Annotated in this window: 16 protein-coding genes and 1 pseudogene; 2 read left to right on the forward strand and 15 right to left on the reverse strand. The window is 39.8% G+C overall.

The window, feature by feature from the left end; genetic code table 11:
* Positions 1-39: 39 nt before the first annotated feature.
* The 7 genes and pseudogenes from secG to prfB form a co-directional block, all read right to left on the reverse strand.
* Positions 40-274, reverse strand: a pseudogene (gene secG / locus A37Q_RS16560) (preprotein translocase subunit SecG); the annotation flags it as partial.
* A complete protein-coding gene (gene tpiA / locus A37Q_RS0106840; protein WP_018299538.1) occupies positions 268-1,029 on the reverse strand; it encodes a triose-phosphate isomerase in 762 nt (253 codons plus the stop codon). The gene tpiA and the pseudogene secG, both read right to left, overlap by 7 nt.
* 9 nt (positions 1,030-1,038) lie before the next feature.
* Positions 1,039-2,382 carry a phosphoglucosamine mutase gene (gene glmM, locus A37Q_RS0106845; protein WP_018299539.1) on the reverse strand — a complete coding sequence of 448 codons (1,344 nt, stop codon included), beginning with the start codon at positions 2,380-2,382 and terminating at the stop codon, positions 1,039-1,041.
* Positions 2,383-2,572: 190 nt separating this feature from the next.
* Positions 2,573-3,751: an MFS transporter gene (locus tag A37Q_RS0106850; protein ID WP_018299540.1), complete on the reverse strand. Its 1,179-nt coding sequence runs from the start codon at positions 3,749-3,751 to the stop codon at positions 2,573-2,575.
* 12 nt (positions 3,752-3,763) lie between these two features.
* On the reverse strand, positions 3,764-5,734 hold the full coding sequence (locus A37Q_RS0106855) for a beta-galactosidase (protein WP_018299541.1): 1,971 nt from the start codon (positions 5,732-5,734) through the stop codon (positions 3,764-3,766).
* A gap of 233 nt (positions 5,735-5,967) precedes the next feature.
* On the reverse strand, positions 5,968-7,518 hold the full coding sequence (gene lysS / locus A37Q_RS0106860; protein ID WP_018299542.1) for a lysine--tRNA ligase: 1,551 nt from the start codon (positions 7,516-7,518) through the stop codon (positions 5,968-5,970).
* 37 nt (positions 7,519-7,555) lie between these two features.
* Positions 7,556-8,651 (reverse strand): peptide chain release factor 2 gene (gene prfB, locus A37Q_RS0106865; protein WP_154648640.1). Its coding sequence is split into 2 segments (ribosomal slippage): positions 7,556-8,578 and positions 8,580-8,651, totalling 1,095 coding nucleotides; the frame shifts between segments, so codons are not numbered across the junction.
* 149 nt (positions 8,652-8,800) lie between these two features.
* Between prfB and A37Q_RS0106870 the strand changes: the two genes are divergently transcribed.
* The gene (locus A37Q_RS0106870; protein ID WP_018299544.1) at positions 8,801-9,001 is read left to right on the forward strand and encodes a hypothetical protein; all 201 of its coding nucleotides are present in this window, start codon (positions 8,801-8,803) and stop codon (positions 8,999-9,001) included.
* 89 nt (positions 9,002-9,090) lie between these two features.
* Here A37Q_RS0106870 and A37Q_RS0106875 read toward each other — a convergent pair whose 3' ends face one another.
* Both A37Q_RS0106875 and A37Q_RS0106880 read right to left on the reverse strand, forming a co-directional pair.
* Entirely contained in the window at positions 9,091-11,751 is a 2,661-nt protein-coding gene (locus A37Q_RS0106875) for a PD-(D/E)XK nuclease family protein (RefSeq protein ID WP_018299545.1), read from the reverse strand.
* Entirely contained in the window at positions 11,744-12,178 is a 435-nt protein-coding gene (locus tag A37Q_RS0106880) for a universal stress protein (RefSeq protein WP_018299546.1), read from the reverse strand. The genes A37Q_RS0106875 and A37Q_RS0106880 overlap by 8 nt, the downstream gene beginning before the upstream one ends.
* A gap of 683 nt (positions 12,179-12,861) precedes the next feature.
* Between A37Q_RS0106880 and A37Q_RS0106890 the strand changes: the two genes are divergently transcribed.
* A complete protein-coding gene (locus A37Q_RS0106890; RefSeq protein ID WP_018299547.1) occupies positions 12,862-14,139 on the forward strand; it encodes a hypothetical protein in 1,278 nt (425 codons plus the stop codon).
* On the opposite strand, the gene A37Q_RS14855 is transcribed toward A37Q_RS0106890, so the two are convergent.
* The 6 genes from A37Q_RS14855 to lolA all read right to left on the reverse strand — a co-directional run bounded on the left by A37Q_RS14855 (position 14,129) and on the right by lolA (position 19,514).
* Positions 14,129-15,181: a TfuA-like protein gene (locus tag A37Q_RS14855; RefSeq protein WP_018299548.1), complete on the reverse strand. Its 1,053-nt coding sequence runs from the start codon at positions 15,179-15,181 to the stop codon at positions 14,129-14,131. The two genes, A37Q_RS0106890 and A37Q_RS14855, sit on opposite strands and share 11 nt — an antisense overlap.
* On the reverse strand, positions 15,178-16,224 hold the full coding sequence (locus tag A37Q_RS0106900) for a YcaO-like family protein (RefSeq protein WP_018299549.1): 1,047 nt from the start codon (positions 16,222-16,224) through the stop codon (positions 15,178-15,180). Before A37Q_RS0106900 ends, A37Q_RS14855 begins: the two co-directional genes overlap by 4 nt.
* On the reverse strand, positions 16,215-17,282 hold the full coding sequence (locus tag A37Q_RS0106905; protein ID WP_018299550.1) for a HesA/MoeB/ThiF family protein: 1,068 nt from the start codon (positions 17,280-17,282) through the stop codon (positions 16,215-16,217). Before A37Q_RS0106905 ends, A37Q_RS0106900 begins: the two co-directional genes overlap by 10 nt.
* A gap of 344 nt (positions 17,283-17,626) precedes the next feature.
* Positions 17,627-17,845, reverse strand: coding sequence for a 50S ribosomal protein L31 (gene rpmE, locus A37Q_RS0106910; RefSeq protein ID WP_018299551.1), 219 nt, complete (start codon positions 17,843-17,845; stop codon positions 17,627-17,629).
* Between the two features lie 128 nt (positions 17,846-17,973).
* The gene (locus A37Q_RS0106915) at positions 17,974-18,711 is read right to left on the reverse strand and encodes an FAD-binding oxidoreductase (RefSeq protein WP_018299552.1); all 738 of its coding nucleotides are present in this window, start codon (positions 18,709-18,711) and stop codon (positions 17,974-17,976) included.
* 143 nt (positions 18,712-18,854) lie between these two features.
* Positions 18,855-19,514: an outer membrane lipoprotein periplasmic chaperone LolA gene (gene lolA / locus A37Q_RS14860; protein WP_018299553.1), complete on the reverse strand. Its 660-nt coding sequence runs from the start codon at positions 19,512-19,514 to the stop codon at positions 18,855-18,857.
* Position 19,515: the final 1 nt, after the last annotated feature.

The raw sequence follows: 19,515 nt of genomic DNA on the forward strand, positions 1-19,515 counted from the left end.
CCTGAGAAACACCCTGAGAGGACGCCACTTTAGCATCAACTGCTGCGTGCTTTCCAATATAGCTCAAACCTACGCTCGTTACAAAGAAAACCGCCACCAAAAAAGCAGTAAATTTAAAGAGAAAAGGCGCCGCTCCACGACTGCCAAAAACTGTCTGAGATGATCCTGCGCCAAAGGATGCGCCCATGTTCGCACCTTTGCCTTGCTGAAGGAGCACAACTGCGATAATTAAAATCGCAACGATAATATGAACGGTTACCACCAATGCTAACATGTTATGCATTTTGCCTGATTTATTATTTCACCAAAGTCTTCGCCTTTAAGCGAAGCCCCACCTATTAATCCACCATCAACATCCTCAAGCGCAAGAAGCGTCTTGGCATTCGACGGTTTCAGGCTGCCACCATATACAATTCTGATGCTTTTAGCAAGTAATTCGTTGGATTTTGTCACAACTGAACGGATAAATTTATGTACAGATTGCACCTGCTCTGGAGTCGCCGCAAGCCCTGTTCCTATTGCCCACACTGGCTCATAAGCAATAATCACTTCCTCAAGCTCTTTTTCTGACAATACATCAAATAGAATTTCAACTTGCGCTGTTAACACACGCTCAAGCTCACCTTCATTTCTCTCAGCTAGCGTTTCACCCACACACACAATCGCTTTCATACCAGAAGCAATCGCTTTTTTTGCCTTTTTAGCAACCAACTGATTAGATTCTTGAAATAGCGTGCGTCTTTCTGAGTGACCAACAATCACATACTCACAACTTAAATCCTTAAGCATTGATGCACTTATCTCACCTGTGTAAGCGCCATTATCATGCTCACTAACATTTTGCGCGCCCAAGCCAATTTTTTTAATAACATTTGCACGCACATAATCAACATAGACAAAAGGGACACAAACAGCCACATCAGCTTTAGCATCATCACTAACAGCACGATTTAAACTCTCGCACAGTGATTTGATTTCAGCAAAATTGCCATTCATTTTCCAATTACCCAAAATAACCTGTTTTCTCATATTTTACTCCTAAACGCTGACAAGCTTTTCTTGTACTTTTTTCACTAAATATTCAGCCCACTTACTGGCAAGCTTCTTATCTTTTGCTTCCACCATTACACGCAACACAGGCTCTGTTCCAGAAGGCCTTAATACAACACGCCCGCTATCAGAGAGTGCCTTTTCACTAAAGCTTACATCCTCAATCAATAAGCTCATATCATCTGCATCAACTTTACGAGATAGTGGCACATTAATCATTACTTGCGGCATTTTTTTAACCGCGCTAAGCGCTGAGAGTGCTTGTTCTCTCTGGCTTAATACAGCTAAAAGTTGCAGCGCTGCCAAAAGCCCATCACCCGTTGTGTTATAATTTAGATTAATCACATGCCCAGAGGCCTCACCGCCAAGTTTCCAATGAAGTAAATTCAACTGCTCAAGCACATAACGATCGCCCACTTTGGCGCGCTTAAAGGCAATTTTCGCATCATCAAATGCCTGCTCAATCGCAAGATTTGTCATCACGGTGCCAACAACACCGCCGACTTCTTGAGTAATACTCGGATGTTTAGAAAGAATGTATAAAATATCATCACCATCGACTGTATTGCCTAGCTCATCAACAAACATCACGCGATCTCCATCACCATCAAAGGCAATACCAAGATACGCTTTTTCTGCAATCACGCGATCTTTAAGCATTTGTAAATGAACCGCGCCACAGTTAACATTAATATTTTTCCCATCCGGATTTGATGCAATATTCACACATTGAAGTTTAAGCCTTGAGAACACTTCTTCTGCCACTCGAAACATCGCCCCATGTGCACAGTCAACAATAATCTTCTTATCACTTAAATCAATTTTCTCTTTAAACAGTGAAACGCAGTATCCTATATATGGCGAAATTTCATTAATTTTACTGACGATTTGCCCATAATTACCATCAGCATCAGAGACAAACTCCTTGTCTAAAGCCGCTTCAATCTCAAGCTCAATTTCATCGGAAAGCTTTTCTCCTTCACTGGAGAACAACTTAACACCATTATCATAATAAGGATTATGTGAGGCACTTAAAACCACCCCGGCTGACGCCTCTAAAGCTCTCACCATAAATGCGACAACTGGCGTTGGCACGATTCCAAGATTAATTACATCCATACCAGTAGCTGTAATACCTGAGACAAACGCTGCTTTTAACATGTCACCCGAAACACGCGTATCTTGACCTAAAACGATCGTTTTTGCACTCTTATCATGTGCCTTTAAAACTTGCCCTGCCGCGTTACCCAGCTTTAAGGCAAACTCCGCAGTCACAGGAAAAACACCAACTCGGCCACGCACACCGTCTGTACCAAAGTACTTTCTTGACATATAACATCCACTAGAGAAATTTCAATAAACTCGATATAAACTACCAGAAATCATACCACTTATCCATGGCAAATTCCTTGCCTCTCATAAAAACCAGCTTAACAATATACCACTCGCGAATCATTTTGCAGTGTTTAATGTTGAAGAAGTTTTTGATAGTTTTGAGTCATTGGTTTGCGGGTGGTATATCCTATAACGAATCCGATGGTAAGCGGAGCAACATTAAAGCGCCTAACAATAACAGAATAACGGCTATTGGATAAATCCACCCCCCATAACCCATATCAACAAATAGCCCACCAACGATCATGATAATAAATTGAGGCAAAGAAAAAAATAAATTCAGCCACCCCAAATACTCTCCCAAGCGTCCTTTTGGCGCAAGTATTGACACCAAGGTATAACACGATACTTGACACAATATAAACCCAATCGCAACAACCGCACTAATAGCATAAAAAACGCCACTTTCACTATGCACAAAACTTGCATACAACAAAGCCAATGCAAATAACAACATTCCAACAAACATCAACCACTTGGGCGAGTAATTAGAAAGAAAAACTGTCGCTAAAAATCCAGCAATCACACAAAAAATACCGAAAGTTAACACAAGTGAGCTCGTAAATGACTCTGAGAATAAAAGATAATGATTCATATAACTTGCCATCAAAGGAATATAAGCGCCAAAAGCAAATAAAACACAAAATGTCGCAGCAAAAACCAAATTAATACGCTTATCTGAAAACACATTTAAGCTAAAACGGTAGTTTGCCACAGCGTAATTATCTTTTTTCTCTTTAACCACGAATGGAATCACTACAATTGTAGTCAAAAGCATTACAGAAACAATAACTATTGTTGATAGAAGCGCACCACCAGCTGCCCAAATAACTGCTGCAACAGCGCCAACAACAATTGTTCCAACTTGCGCAGTTGTTCGCGCCAACATGGTTGCAAACTGTATCTGATCTTTATCCACAACCTCAACGATCATAGTATAATAAGGCGCCTGATAGAAGTTCACGAAAAAGTATGTAAAAAACGCCACGATCATCAGCATCCAAAAGCTATCGACAAATGCCCATAACATTTGAAAAAAACAAGCGCCGAAAAGCGCCAACAAAATCCAAGGCGTCCGCTTACCAAAACGTGAATTTGTCCGATCTGAAATCATTCCAGAGAGCACTTGAACAAATATTCCAAGCAGTGCAGACATAGAGATAAGCATGCCGACTTCAGTCGCAGAGTTTGTATGCAAATAAGCAATCCACGATCCAATCGTGCCTGACAGCGACCAAAACATACCAAGACCAATATCAGGAATAGCAATTAAAAATGGGTTCCATTTACGTGTATTATATCTCATAAAGCTCACCTATCAACCGCGAATAAAGCAAACTTCATATGGCTCCAAATCAAGATCCATATAGCTTGAACGCTTATCATTATGATTCATGACAATATACAGCTTCTCACCCTTATCGTTCTCTCTTATCACACACTCCACACCCTCTTGTGTTAAGTTATGCGCCACCCCTGTATCAGATAAGATTTTACTTGAAAGCGTATTCCAAAACTGAACATCTTCAATACCCGAGCCCACATAGTAAACTGCACCATCACCAATAGCGCGATAAGATACGGCTCCATATTCTGAAAATTCACCCTCGTAGTATGCTAAGAGTTCAGTTTTTTCATCAGATGTTACAAGCATATCGCGCCACACAGCGCCCTGAGCTAGAGCTCCATCATTTAAACGAATCTGACACTCCTTTTCATTTAGCGCCTCAAAATACTCAGCCTCAACACCCGCCAAGGACAAAACTGGGTTAGCTTCAGCGAAGCGAACCTCATTGTGATATTTTTTCAAACCAGCACGGAAACTAAAAACAACGTGCCCGCCTCTTTCCACAAAACTTCTCAGTCTCATCATATCTTTATCCTCAATTAATAAAGGGATGGGAAGCAATAAAACCTTATAGTGAGAGAAATCATGCTCAATATCAATCACATCAACAGGGACGTTACAATTATAAAACCCTTGATACAATCGCGCATGCTCATCTTGAGTATTCATCTTTTCAGATTGCGGTTGGATTTGCCAACTATAGATATTATCCATATCATAAATAAGCGCCACATCTGAATGAATATCCCCCATGAGGAAGTCTTTATAGTCATCTGCTTCATCAAAAACCGTCAGCATCTCCTGATAGCGTTTTCCTTGCTTATTATCATGACCCAAAACACCATAACAAAATTGCTCAGCACCTTTAACCGCAGTTCTCCAACGAAAATAAATCAATCGATCACAGCCATGAGCCAAAGCCTGCCACGACCAAAGCCTTGCCTGATTTGGTCGTGGCACATAGCCCATAATTGTGTGTGCTTGCGCACCAATAATTTGCTCAGTGATCCAAAAGTTCTTCTTCAAAAAGCCTCGTGTTTGGTCTAATTTCATTGCAAGTTTATACGGGGAAACAGGTTTACTCAAACCGCCCCATACAGGGTAATTATTTAAAGAGACCACATCCAATGGCGCGGCCAATTCAGTATGATCTTGTGACTTTGAGAAATAATCCCCTGTAAAATTATGCGTAATACTGCTTAAAGAAATCAAAGGGCGTAAAATCTCTATTTGCATCTGGATAAACTTTTTTATCGTATAGGAGCGAAAGCGTTTAAAATAGATTTGAAGCCCAGGGTTCATTGCTGGAATCGTTTTTAAGGGAAGGTCTACCTCATCAAAACTATTGTAACTCTGCGACCAAAAAACACTACCAATTGCCTCATTAAACGCTTGAATATCATGATTAAACACTTCTAAAAGGTAATGCTGAAATGCCTTTTTGCAATGCTGACAATAACACTCATCACTAAACTCATGGCCTAGTTCATTATCTATCTGCCACGCATTTACAGCTGGATGTTCACCATATGCTTTAGCCATTTGATACACAATAGCACTTGCTGCTTTTAAATACGCTGGCGCATTTAAACAAGCTTGGCGTCTTCCACCAAAAGCACGCACTTGCTGATTATAATCAACTGACAACACATCAGGATGTTTTCTCACCAACCATGCAGGCATAGTTGCCGTTGGCGTCCCTAACATAACTTTCAAGCCATAGTGATGCGCCCTGTCTAATATGTGCTTAAAATAATCAAAAGAAAACTCGCCCTCTTTAGGCTCCATTAGATGCCAAGCAAACTCTGCAATACGAATATAGTTGACTTTTGAGCTCACCATAAGAGACAGATCTTCTTCTATCATCTCTGAAGACCACTGCTCAGGATAATAATCAACACCCAGAAATAGCTCTTTTTCTACAACAACATCATTACTCATATAATCACCTTTACTATCTAGCAGAACCCAAAACTTGCATCTTGTTACAAAAGCTTCAACAAGTTGCTCAAGACATTTAATGCCAAGACTTCACACCATTTTAAAAGTTTACGACAAAAAGACCACTTCAAATACAACAGAAACACATGAAGGGTAAAAGGGGCTAATAATGCGCATAACCACTACTAAATCTCAGTGTTAAGCGCATAATATAAAAGGATTTAAATAAGCGTCTACTCTGGACGCATGTGTGGAAATAAAATCACATCACGAATCGATGGACTGTCTGTGAAAAACATCACCAAACGGTCAATACCGATCCCCTCACCAGCCGTTGGCGGCATGCCGTACTCCAATGCGCGAATATAATCAGCATCATAGAACATCGCCTCATCATCTCCTGCATCTTTTGCGGCAACTTGCGCCTTAAAGCGCTCAGCTTGATCCTCAGCATCATTCAACTCTGAAAACCCATTAGCAAGCTCACGCCCACCAACAAAGAACTCAAAGCGATCAGTAATAAATGGATTTTCATCATTTCTTCTTGCCAGCGGTGATACTTCAGCCGGATACTCTGTAATAAAGGTTGGCTGAATCAGCCTATGCTCAACTGTTTCCTCAAAAATCTCTGTTTGCACTTTCCCTAAGCCATAATGCGGCTCAACTTTAATACCCAAACGCTCAGCAATTTTGCTCGCACTTTCAAGAGTCATTAAATCTTCTTTTGCAATATCATCGTTAAAGTGCAAGATAGAATCAAATAAACTTATGCGTGTAAATGGATTTGAGAGATCATAATCCACACCTTGATAGTTAAGTTTTGTGTCACCAAGCACTTCTTTGGACATCTTTCTAAGAAGATCCTCTGTCAGGTTCATCAAATCCTTATAGTCAGCATAGGCCTGATAAAACTCAACCATGGTAAATTCAGGATTGTGGCGCGTTGATAAGCCTTCATTACGGAAGTTGCGATTAATTTCATACACACGATCAAACCCGCCGACAACCAATCGTTTAAGGTACAACTCTGGGGCAACACGCAAATAAAGCGGCATATCAAGTGCATTATGGTGCGTGTTAAATGGCTTTGCTGAAGCGCCCCCTGGGATCACATGCATCATTGGCGTTTCCACTTCCATAAAGCGATGCTCATCAAAATAACGGCGCATAAAGGAGATGATTTTAGAGCGCGTTTTAAATACATCACGTGATTTTTGATTCATCATTAAATCAACATATCTTTGACGATAACGTGTCTCTTGATCAGCAAGACCATGGAATTTATCTGGCAGTGGACGAATTGATTTTGTCAATAAGCGAATATCACTTGCATGTACCGAAAGCTCGCCAGTATTGGTTTTAAAAAGCGTCCCTTCAATAGCGACGATATCACCCAAATCCCAATTTGCTTTAAATTTTGCATATTCACCCTCGGGCAAATCACTCTTACGGATATAGGCTTGAATACGTCCTGAGACATCTTGAAGCGTAATAAATGAGGCTTTTCCCATGATCCTTCTTAGCATCACACGACCTGATATTTTGACTTGCTCTTTTTGCTCTATTGCTTCAAGCTCATCTTTTGACAGCGAACCATAACGCGCCTGCAAACAAGCTGCCACAGCAGTTGGTTTAAAATCATTCGCAAAACCAACACCATTATTTTCCTTAATGTGCGCACTTAGCTTTTCTTTACGCACTTCTATTTGCTTATTTTCTTCTTGTTGCAGCTCTTCAAAGGTTGGCGTATTTTCCACTTCCTGCTCTAATTTATTCTCTAACATATCTTACCTGCTTACTCTTGAATTTTTTAATCTAACCTTATAAACCCATTTTTAAACTTGCCTGAATAAAGCGATCCAAATCACCATCTAAAACAGCCTGCGTGTTTGTGTTTTCAACACCTGTTCGCAAATCTTTAATACGCGACTGATCCAGCACATACGAGCGAATTTGACTGCCCCAGCCAATATCTGATTTTGTCTCTTCAAGTGCTTGTTTTTCTTGATTTCGCTTGTGCATTTCAAGCTCATAGAGTTTTGATTTCAACTGCTTCATCGCTTGATCTTTATTTTTATGCTGAGAGCGATCATTTTGACACTGCACCACAGTCCCCGTTGGTTCATGGGTAATTCTAACTGCGGAATCTGTCCTGTTAACATGCTGCCCACCAGCCCCAGAAGCCCGATAGGTGTCAATACGCAAATCAGCTGGATTAATCTCAATCTCAATATCATCGCTGACCTCAGGCGAAACAAATACAGAGGCAAACGAAGTATGGCGTCTATTGCCCGAATCAAACGGTGATTTTCTCACCAAACGGTGCACACCTGTTTCTGTTCTAAGCCAACCATAAGCATATTCACCCTGAAAACGTATCGTCGCACTTTTAATTCCCGCGACTTCACCATCAGATACTTCAATAATTTCAGTTTTAAAATCGTGCGCCTCGCCCCAACGAAGATACATCCTCATAAGCATTTCAGCCCAATCTTGCGCCTCCGTGCCACCAGAGCCTGATTGGATATCTAAAAAAGCATCATTGGGATCCATCTCATGGCTAAACATGCGCATAAATTCAAGTTTCTCAAGCGCATTTTCTAAAGAAGAGATATCCTCAACCACTTCCAGTAAAGTTGCTTCATCTTGCTCTTCTACTGCCAAATCTATCAAGCCATCAGCATCTTCGATCTGCACTGATATAGCATCGATATTATCAACGACAATCTCTAAAGATGCCTTTTCTTTACCCAGCTTTTGCGCGTAATCAGGATCATTCCAAATATCGGGATTTTCCAGCTCCATTAAAACTTCAGCTAAACGCTCTTTTTTGTGATCAAAGTCAAAGATACCCCCGAAGGGCATCTAGACGTGTGCGCATTTCTTTTAGCTGCGCCCTATAACCATTAACTTCCATTATATTATCATTGCTTTATTGCGATTAATTGAGCAAACATTCTACCTATTTAGCAGCATTTTGTACATATTGATTTCACATCACTTCTTGCTTATAAAAAACAAACCGATTACGATAAAAAGTTAATTTTACAGCATCACTAGAAGCTTATGATTCTCTCTTTTTTGATTGCCTTGATTATTGCACTTGCGATAGCTTGGATTGCAGCGCGCATCTTGTTTCGCACCTCAGCCAGAAAAGGACTGTTACGAAAACGAAGTGACTTTGCTATCAATGGCATCATCATCGCCTTTGTCTTTTTTTGCTCCAGCTCTTTTGCCTATATAGTTTTACTTCAAATTTTAAGATAAAGAACGCTCTGGTTATCAGAAACTTATGCGAGATGTACTCGATGCTTATGCTAAGGCACATGCAAAAGAGCTAAAGCCACCCCATACATTTAGTTATACTTATGGCGGCAAATTCGTCCAAAGTCACAATACCTGCATGTGTGCGCTGAAGGCTTAAGCATATCATCTCCAGAGGCGAATGCCTGCATCAAAGATTCAAAGTTACCTCGCCAATGTGCTTTTAAATCACTGAACGCTTCAAGCTCTTTTGCTAAATCATGCCTGACACCTCTTGGAAAAGCCTTTGGTACATTTTCAGAAATCCAACTACTTGTATTTGAAAGTGCTTTAAATTCCACTTTTGCAGCGTTAACGAGCGCAACAGCAATCGCATCGGCATCTTCAAACACTGCATAAAGTGGCAACTGCGGCTCTGTAACAGGCGTATCCAGTAATCTTTTTAGCTCAAATTTCTTTGAGGTTTTATAATCAATCACCACCGTATGCCCAGTGACTAACCTGTCAACCCTATCAACACGAAGCGATAAATTTACACCAAAAATCTTTACATCAACACGCTTCTCAAGCGCAACAACCTCAAAATCAACCTCGCGCAATTTCTCATACTGAAGCCAGTTTCGCACAAGCTCAATAAGCCTTTTTCTTTCCACTTCACGCATAAAATCAGGCACAAATAGAAGATAAGCTTGGTGCACTAAAAGCGCACTATCTACATGCTCACGAATAAGCGCATCAAGTTCACCTTCATTAAGAGATTTTAACGTGGATGCATCTTTGATCACTCGAAACACTGACTCCAACACATAATGAATCAGCACCCCTTTTTCAAGGGAGTCCAACTGTTTTTTATAACTTGGAAATGGCTTGATACAAAGCCTATGCACCAGTTGCGCACGATAAGGACACTCAGCCATATTTTTAAGCACGGAGCTGCCACCTTTAAGAGAGGTTTTCTCCTCAGCATCAAGTGACGAAAGTTTGTTTTTGCACTCTTTTAGCACAATCGAAACTAACGAGTTATTTAGCTCTATTTCTTTTTGCTCAACAGCTATCTCTGATAATAAAGGCGAGGGTAACTGAAGCATTTTTTGAGATAGCATAGCATAGCTAAAGCGAACATCTTTTGATTGATTAAGCAGCCTTTTTGTTACTGACTCAGCAAACTCAAGCTCTTTTTCACTGCTTGAATGCGGCATATTATGCTCTCGCTGAAAACCGATAGGTAAAAATGGATTCGCTGGCGTTAGAGATGGCCAGTTAGCATCACTCATGCGAATAACATAAAGCCTATCAAATGCAATTTCACTTGACTCCAACACCCCTAAAATATGAATTTTTGCCTTTAGGTTACTTTCAGTTTGGAACACAGTTGCCTGCACAAGCGCCTGCAAGCGATAAACCCAGTCTCTATAGCTTAAATTAAGCGCCATCCGCTCAAATTTCATCAAGTTATTTATCGCCAAATAAAACTTATTCACTGCCTGATACTCTGTGCTATCAAGCACCATCTCCCCTGGCCATGCAATCACCTTAATTAATTTTTTCAATAAAGCGATAAACTCATAGGCGCTATATCTTTTATGCTCATTCGCCATTAACAGCCCTGAGCATTCTTGTAACAGCATCAAAAGAGATTCATCCATTGCACTGGTAAACAAATCCATGGAGAGCGCCTCTTTAAGCGCTGATTGCGCCATCATTTTATCGGTAAATTGATAGACCAACTGCTGGCGCGCCGCTTGATACTCAGGCGCACCTTTAATATACGGACTACAAAGCGCCAAAAAAAACTTTGAACAATCCTGCATGTCATCTAGATGCAACCAGAGTAACAATTGTGAAATGACAGGGATTTCAGCTAAAGGCACGCCACCTGAAATCACATAAGGGCGAAGTGAATTATCAATGCTTAATTGCGCTTTAATTTCCTCAGGCAAAAGTGCTTGATCAAATACGCGCTGTAATGTGCGAAATTGCCTTTGCAAATCGGGCACAATAACCCCAATACTAAGATCAGGTTCATTTTTATGGAGTCTTTCGACCTCTCTAGAGACAGCTTCAAGTTCTTTTTCATCATTCTCAAATGCATAATAGTAAGATGAGCTTTTCTCTTCGGTAGCAAGCTGCCAATAATTAACTGAAACCCCTAGGCTCGCAAGTGATTGTATCAACTGAACCATCATGGGGGTAAAGGTATCAAAGCCAACAAAAAAAACCTGTCTGATCTCTTTTGTAGCCACAAAAGACTCAAGTGCATTCATCTCAAGCAAATAAGAAGCTAATTTAGCCTCATGAATAACATTATTTCGCTGACAATACCTGTCAAACTCCTCACTCCAACGAAGAAAATTTGCAACATTCACATTTTCTGTGTAGTCATTTAACGAACTTAATGGCATATTCCATTCGCACATCATCTGATAGGCAGACTCAATCAAAGCCCTCTCTTTTTTGCCAATTGAGAACACCGATTCATCCTTAGAGATAATCAGCTCAAAAAGATAACTTGACTCATCATTTGAAAGAAGCTCTAAAGCACCCTTGTTTTCAATCAACATTTGTTGATACATCAGCTGCTGCCAAGCACGAAAGCCAAACACTTTCTCATCAAACAGCACCTTACTCCCAGTAGCGTGAGCATATTCTAAGTAAATAGTGAATAAGTGCTCGGATAAACGGTTGGTCGCTGCAATAACAAGTGTATGCTCATCAATCTTTTGGATTAAGCTATTGTAAAATGACTTACTCATTTTTTAGAATGACAACATCACAAGGCGCATTATTGGCAATCTTAGTTGCAACAGAACCCATTCTACCCAAAACCCCATGGTGGTGCCCATTTAGCACTAATAGATCGATATCGTTTTCATGAATAAGCTCAATAATCCCATCTGAAATAGAATCCGCCTCAACCAATAAAAATTTAGTTTCAGAGTCAGCAACATACAGCTCTTCAAGTGCATCAAGCGCCTTTTGCATACGCTCTTTCACCACTTCATTCGGTGAAAGCGAATTAATGCCAGCACCATAACCATAGTCAAAAATAGTTTTATGCACACTCACCACAGACAACTCAGCACCTTTTCTTTTGGCATAAGCATAAACTTCTGTAATCTTATTATCCAAGCCCTTGTCATTAACATCCACTGCATAAACGATTTTTTTGTATTCAAACATGACGCTTCCTTTTACTGAACCCTTTTATCTAAGTGTATAACGTCATTTTCAAAAGACAACCTCTGGATGGTTGCTTATGTGTATCAAAACAGATACACCCTGAAACATCACTGAAACGGCTTTTTTCACAAAATTCAACTAAATTAGTAGTAGACAGAACAAAACCTAAAGCTTTTTGGAGGTCTATTATGATGTTTGATATTCTTTACTGGCATGCAAGAAATGTAGAAAAAAACGAAAGAAAAGCCCACGATCAAAGCGAAGGCGATTGATAGAAAACAGATGAAAATTATGACGATAAAATTTCGTTTTCAAAGTGTTTTACAGCGCGAATTACCCATGTTAGATTAGTAAGCGTAAGACGAGGATAGGTTCAACGGAAATTCACGCTCCCCCGCATACATCCGTTGGATTCGCCACTTATCCCCCCCTGCGAATGGACCACAAAGGCAAGGATATCCTCGACTTACCCCCTGCGATTATTTTGATGTGTCCATTCCACCCCCCTCCTGCATATTTTACAATGGCCACATCATTCGCATGGTATATTGCAAACTCTATCGATTGATATATTTTTGTGTTGCTTTTTCAAAGCATGGCACCTTTATGCCAGCGATATACCTCACCACAAATGAGGCTTTCAATGATATAATATGAATGGATAGAAGATAAGCGATACAGTAATGAGCATTATTAAAGTAAGCTGGGATGAGATTGCCGAGCGCGTAAAAGCAGTGAATCCAGAGGCATTTGAGATTTTAGATAATGATCCTGATATTAGAAATCATTATTTTGAGATCTGGCAATATAAATATGGTGATATGGTTGGTGATGTCCACTCACATTACTTGCCAGATGGCACAGGGGTAAGAGAAAACATCCCTTTTGGCATGTTTTTATCTAAGCAGTTTGACTTTTATATAAACAACAACCCCATCAAAATATTTATGTCATTTACAGCTGGCGACTTTATTTATACCAGCTATATCACAAAAGATAACTTTTCTTACTTTGCTCCCTCTAATTTTTGGATTAGTGCTGGCACCATTCAGCCCATTTTTGCTTGCCGTGTCGCTGATGATAAAAAGCATAGGAGATTTCACGAGCATTACAACAAGCATATCGCGCGCCCCTACACTAATAGTTTGCACTTAGAGACCATAAGAGAAATTTCTAAACTTACTGACTCCAACTGGCGAGCAGAGTTTCTCTGCTTCCCTAAAAAATGGGCTTCCAAGGTTCGCGAGTCAAAGGCACACCCCTTCAAAGATCTTATTCACTTATATGCATTCAAGCGAACAGCTTACTCACGCTATACTGAATACTACCAATACTTCTTATCCAGCATAAGACGAAGCTACACTGACTCAATATTTCATAGCGCATATACAAGTCAAATGGTCTTACATATTTTTTCAGCGCTATGTGACCACACACCAATACACAGCCTAGCAACAGATGAAACCTCTTTACCTCTCCATGATATTCAACGGGCCTACTTAGATATCTACAAAACAGAGCAAGCCCCTTTTATCTTAGCACCATCCATCTTCTGTCGAAACGCACATAAAATACATTACTTTAGCACTTCACACCACACTGAAAGCTACCGCCCTAACTCGGTAAACAACTCCTTGAAAATATGCTCAGATATCAAATATATTTTTGAAATTTATGCTGACACCTTTAAAAAAAGTGAACAAACACACCCTCATAACAATCTCTTTTTTGACATTACACAAGATATCCAAATTGATATTATTCATGAACGTCAAGGCAGCTTGCATAAACAAGGAAAAGCCTATCTACTGAGTGATATTGATGAATATGATCCTGGTTTTTGTCAGCAGCTCGAGGATTTCCAAAATGATGGCTATGATGTCACCACACCTAGTAGAGCAAGTTTCTTCAGCGGAACGTTAGGGTTAAGCTTTAAAAATCCCGATATTTTTAATAGATAGCTCTTCGAAGCAATAAATAACTACGAAAAGTTTGCTCAATCACTTGGAAATCAAGATTATGGTTTAAACACCACTCTTTAAATTGATTACCATCCAATAAACCTAAGTTTTTACGCACTACCGCCAAACTTTGCTGAAACCCTTTCTCTGTTAAGCTGATATTTCCCTCTGCAATTAAATTTATTGCAAATGCAGCAATCGCTTTATCCACCTCCAAGAGCTTAGCCAACTCATTGGCTTGAACATCATCAGCTGATTCCACTCGAGTCTCTTTTAGCGCCAAAGCCTCTCGTTGGTATTTTTCTTTTAAGATTGCCACAATGCCTTTGATTTCATCTTGATAGCTAACATCACGTATCAGTTTTTTCAGAAATACGGTCTTTGGCACCTTGATTGCACAAGAGGCAGATGACTCAATGATTTTAGTCAAATTTCTTAGCGCATCTTTTGCGTCCTTCTCTTTAATATCCACATAGGATTGCTTTAAAAGTGCATACTCACTTTCAGTTAAGGCTGCTTGTAACTCAGCCCATGTTCGCCCTTTGTAATAAATGCTCTTTGCTTTGTTAAAAATGCTCTCTAGAACAGGTGGTACCACATTTTTTATTTGTGACAAACTATAGCGAATGTTAATCAATGCCAGCGTTGATTGGAGTGTTTCATCAAGCCGATAATAACTAATTGCCACCTCACTATCATCTGTTGTAACGTTATTTTTATAACTCTCAAATACATAACCAGATCCAAGCATACCATAAGGGTAAAGCTCAGCTGCACGAAGCGCACCCATTGAAGAGACACCGATAACTATCATGTCCTTTTCAATGGCATATAAAATCTCTTTATGCCAAACCGAGCTGACAAAATCAAAATTGCCATCAATAATAATTGCAAGGCTAAAGCCATCATTCAGCGCTTGAATCATATCCCCCGTTTTAATTGAAGATACAACTTTTGCTTGCGGCAAATATACGTGCACCTCTTTTTTACTTAGCGTTGTTTCGCTAAAGACAATGGTTTTATGTGGAGAAAACTGGCTCATCTTTGCACCTCGCTTATTACATTGCAATCAAGCAAAATACTCTTTAGGAACGTCAAATCCCCTTGATGATAACAATAGACAAATGCATCTTGCTTATTTTTACTGAGCGCGGTTTTTAAATGCGCGACACACTCAGCGACGCTCGTGAGCTTATTTCCGCTTATCTCAGAGAATAAAATCTCTGGTTCAGAAACGTCAAGCGCTTTATTTTGGTGCGTATAAACTAATTTGTGCAAATCATCTCGAGAGCCTGCAACTGTGGTCACTTTTGACTGCATCGCCTCTGTTAGTGCACGCGCCAAGGCAATCTCTTTATTCATATGCGCCCCATAACCACTAAAGGTCATTTGTGAATCATAGTCATATTTGCTTTGAATAACACAACTAATCACACACACATCATAAGAATTAGCATGATAACTAAGCTTTACTCTGTGCGCTTTTTGAAGCTCAGTTAATAAAGCAAAATCAGCATCAACTCCAAGCGCTTTAGCATTGCTAGTGCAGAATTTTCTTTCAATACACTCAAGCAAACTATGAACTAGCGCTTCATTATAACTATTACCAGAGGCAACGCCTGTAGTATCCACCGCTTGAATTAAAACCTCACGGTTTGTTGTATCAAGACTTAAAAACTGCATCGGGATATAATAGGACTGATCAGTTATAAAGCTTTGCCCTTTACACCAGTTATGGCGATATTCATAGGAATATGTCACATTTGAAGGAAGCTTATTTGGGTCAACAAATAAAGGCTCATTAGTAAATGCTTTATCTTGGATCTCTGGAAGTACATTCTCTGCAAAATAAACCTCTAATGATTCCATATATGCCCCAACCACTGCATCGACAGGGTTCTCAGATTTTCCTTGACTGGTTGTCAGCGACTTCGACATGGGTCTAATGGCAGTATAAACCGGAATACTTGCCTGATCTAAGTGCGTTAAATCAGCAAGCCTTGTAATCCCTGCTTCTTTTGCATAGGGCAGAATAATTTTTAAGGTTTCTTCAGAGCTTCTCTCTCGAACTGAGTTTAATAACATAACACCTTGTTTTGACGCGCCAAATAAGCTTGCATGCCACCAGTATAGGAAAAAACCGCTAAATCAGGCGCAATTTTCTGGCAATATATTGCAGCCTTAAGGCTGCGAATACCAGCTTTACATAGAAAAATTACCTTTTTTGCCTCTCTCAGCGTTTTAAGCTCAAATTTGCCTTGCAACAAATCACTCAAACGAATGTGAATATAGCTTTGATCATAGGGGTGAAGCTCTATCTCCCAATCTTCTCTCACATCAACAACTAGCGCCTTTGGATCAAATTCAGCTATTTCAAGCTTAGCTAAATCCATAAGCTCACAAGCCTTTTCAACTGGTGTATATGCTTGAGATATGCAAGAAGGACAAGCCTCTCGCTGAGAAAAAGAAAAGCTCTGCCAAGATAAACTCTCACTATTATAGCGCATTAGCTTTTGTGGGATCTCTTTTCCCAAGCAAAAGTTAATTGCCATATTTGCCGCCATTGTACCGACAACACCAACCACCGCGCCAACAACACCAGCCTCTGCACAGCTAGGTGAGATACCCTCTGGCGGCGCTACAGGATAAAGACAACGATAGCAGGCATGCTCAGCATCAAAAAATGCAAGCTGCGCTTCAGCCTTTAACACACTTGCGCTAATAAACGGTTTTCTGAGCTGACAGCATACATCATTGATCAAAAAGCGCGTCTTGTAATTATCTGTGCCATCGATAATTAGATCATACTCAGCAAAAAGCGTTTGAGCGCACTCAAAGCTAAGGCGCTCATGATAGGCCTTGATTTCAATCTCTGAATTAAGTGCATTTAAACGTGATTTCGCACGCTCAACCTTAGAGCAATCAATGTCATTTTCCGAATAAAGAATTTGGCGCTGCAAATTTGACAGCGAGACAATATCCGAGTCAATAAGCGCAAGCTTGCCGACCCCTGCCGCTGCCAAATATAGCGCCAAAGGAGAGCCCACACCGCCACAACCGACAATACAGATAGACGCTTGCCTCAGCTTATTTTGTCCTGATAAACCAATAATAGAATAATGGCGTTGATAGCGTAAATTCAAATATTCTCCTGACAGAATTAAACTTCACTCAAAAAGTAAGTTCCGCCTGAATAAACCGTAATTGTGTCAAACATATTAACCTTCTCCTATCTTTAGTTAGCAATATTAAGCTTCACAATAAAGCGTAGTCATACTACTGCTTTGAATACAAATACTTATAAACATACGACCCCATACATATGCTGACTCTCTCATCTTGGAAGAAATTATAACAGAAGATAACTAATCTATAAAAAAATTACGGCAAAATAAGTTAAATTTTCACCAAAAGACACCAAAAACCAATAAAAAAGCCACAAAAATGTGGCCTTTAGAATAATATATTTCGCTAAAACGGAAGGGTTTTATAGCTTACGCTTTTTCATATTACCGAAACGTTTTTGGAAGCTATCAACACGTCCAGCTGTATCAACAACACGCTGCTTACCAGTGTAGAAAGGATGGCAAGATGAGCATACATCCAACTGTAAGTCTTCGCTCTTTGTTGAGCGTGTCTGAAACGTATTACCACAGCTACATGTTACTGTAATTTCTTCATATTTTGGTTGAATCGCATTATTCATAATTAAAACCTCTTTTTAGTCGTTGCCGCCACTTAAGCCCATCTTAAGCACCGCAACCTCACAATTCTAAGCTCACAAATCTTAGCGAAAACACGCGCAACACTCAAGAACTTTTTGATCAAATTTAATCAATTGGATGAGATATATTTCTCGCGGCGCACCATTTTTGCATTAAAGCCTGCTGTTGTTAATGCTTCAAATGCCTGATCAATCATATTTGGATTCCCACACAAATAAACCACATCTTGCTCAGGGTCTAAATCAAGCTGATCAAACTGATGTTGAACATAACCTTTTGTTTCATCTGCCTGCAAGCTATTTTCTTCACGACTTAAACAGGCTTTGAAATGTAAATGCTCAAGCTTATTGGCATAAACACGAAAATCCTCTGCATAAATCGCATCTTGTTGGTACTGAACCCCTAAAAGAACGTGCACCTCTTTGGCATCATTTCCTGCAATTTTCTCAAGCTCTGGCAACATCGCACGATAAGGCGCAATACCTGTTCCTGTTCCGACCAAAAGAAGCTTTCGCACTTTTTCATCTTCTTTTAGCACTAAACGCCCAGCAGGTCCCATCGCATTAAACTTATCGCCCGGCTTCATATTAAAAAGATGCTCTGTCGCAATGCCACCATCGACATAGGAAATGGCAATTTCAATATATTGAGATTCCCCTTTAATCGTTGCCACACTATAGCTTCGTCTTCTAACTTTGCCATCTTCGTGATCAAACAAAAAGGTAATAAATTGTCCTGCGACAAAGTCAAATGCACTATTATCTGCTTTTTTTAACACCAAATGCTTCACATTCGGCGCAATCATTTTGGCTGAAACAAGCTCAATTTCAAAACGTTGAATTGCCATAATTATACTGATGATATTTTTAAAAAGAATGCGTGGGAGTATATACTACTCACAGAAGATTTTATATATTTTTCCTTTTAGTTTTGCTTTTAGCTCACCACTTAAGCAGGGACTTCAGCTTTATGCTTTGCTGTCTTCTTTCACTAAGCACCTAAAATATCAACTCCTTTGGGCGCTGTAAAATAAAAAGTATGCTTAGAAATCGGCTGAAAACTCACATTATCAAATGTAATCACAGTTGATTGAGCGGTTTCACTTTGAATCACAAGCTCTGTCAGCTTCTTCCCTGAAAAGCGCATATCAACATATTGAATCAATGAGTTTGTGCCATCTTTGGGCTTTAAGCGATAGCTATCCTCTGATAAAGCACTGACTGAAAAGACCTTTGTAAGCACTGACTCATTCCCCGACAGGAGTAGTAAATATGGTGCTTGAGAGACATCTGTTGGCACACTTTGCACTGTCACTTGCTCTAAATCTTCATCATAATTCCAAAGCTTTTTGCCATTAGACACCAAAAGCTGCTTATTCGGTGAGAGAATTTGCCACTTAAAATAACTTGGTTTTTTAATCCAAATTTGACCTGTGCTTTTTTGCAGTTGACCTTGATTTGTATCACGAAGCACCTGAGTAAAATCTGCGTGCATATTATCAAGTGCACTGATTTTTGCAAAAAGTGCTTGAGCGGCTTTATTTTCAGTCTGCGCATGACTTTTGACGCCATTTTCACTTTGCGCATAGGACAATGACACAAGAAATAGCGTCAAAGTGTAATAACAAACCTTTACAAACAATCGTTTCATA

Source organism: Fangia hongkongensis FSC776 = DSM 21703 (genome assembly GCF_000379445.1).
Lineage (GTDB): Bacteria > Pseudomonadota > Gammaproteobacteria > Francisellales > Francisellaceae > Fangia > Fangia hongkongensis.